This is a genomic window from Amycolatopsis antarctica, from assembly GCF_002262875.1.
In the GTDB taxonomy this organism is placed as follows: Bacteria; Actinomycetota; Actinomycetes; order Mycobacteriales; family Pseudonocardiaceae; genus Amycolatopsis; species Amycolatopsis antarctica.
The window spans coordinates 1-572 of record NZ_NKYE01000055.1 but is presented as its reverse complement, the minus strand read 5'-3'; the positions used below and the strand labels follow the sequence as shown (position 1 = coordinate 572).

The following is a 572-nucleotide window of genomic DNA, read 5'->3' as shown; positions in this document are numbered from 1 at the left end:
GCTGAACGGTTGACGACCAGACGCGGACGTACAGCCGTACCGGAGATGCGCTTACGGATACGAAGCTGGCGGCGGCTGCGCGAAGCAGACTTGCTCTTGTTCGTACGCTTCTTGTTAATTGAGATGGCCATGGTTACTTACCAGCCTTTCCGACCTTGCGGCGGATGACTTCGCCGGCGTAACGGATGCCCTTGCCCTTATAGGGGTCCGGCTTCCGCAGCTTGCGAATGTTGGCAGCAACCTCGCCGACCTGCTGCTTGTTGATACCTGAAACAGAGAGCTTGGTCGGGGTCTCAACTGCAAAGGTGATGCCGTCCGGGGCGGTGACGCTGACCGGGTGGCTGTAACCAAGAGCGAACTCCAGGTCGGATCCCTTGGCCTGAACGCGGTAACCGGTACCAACGATTTCAAGCTTCTTCTCGTAGCCCTTGGTAACGCCCTCGATCATGTTGGAGATCAGGGTGCGGGTCAGGCCGTGGAGTGAACGGGAGGCGCGCTCGTCGTTCGGGCGGGCGACAGTCAGGGTGTCTGCATCCAGGGTTACCTCGATCGGGCTGGCCACAGTGTGGTTC

Annotated in this window: 2 protein-coding genes; both read right to left on the bottom strand. The window is 60.0% G+C overall.

Annotated features, from left to right (window positions below; translation table 11 throughout):
* Positions 1 to 131: 50S ribosomal protein L18 (locus tag CFN78_RS28405; protein WP_276307386.1), on the bottom strand; the 131-nt coding region annotated here is incomplete at its 3' end.
* 2 nt (positions 132 to 133) lie between these two features.
* A partial coding sequence (rplF, locus tag CFN78_RS28400) for a 50S ribosomal protein L6 (RefSeq protein WP_110495035.1) occupies positions 134 to 572 on the bottom strand: 439 nt, incomplete at its 5' end.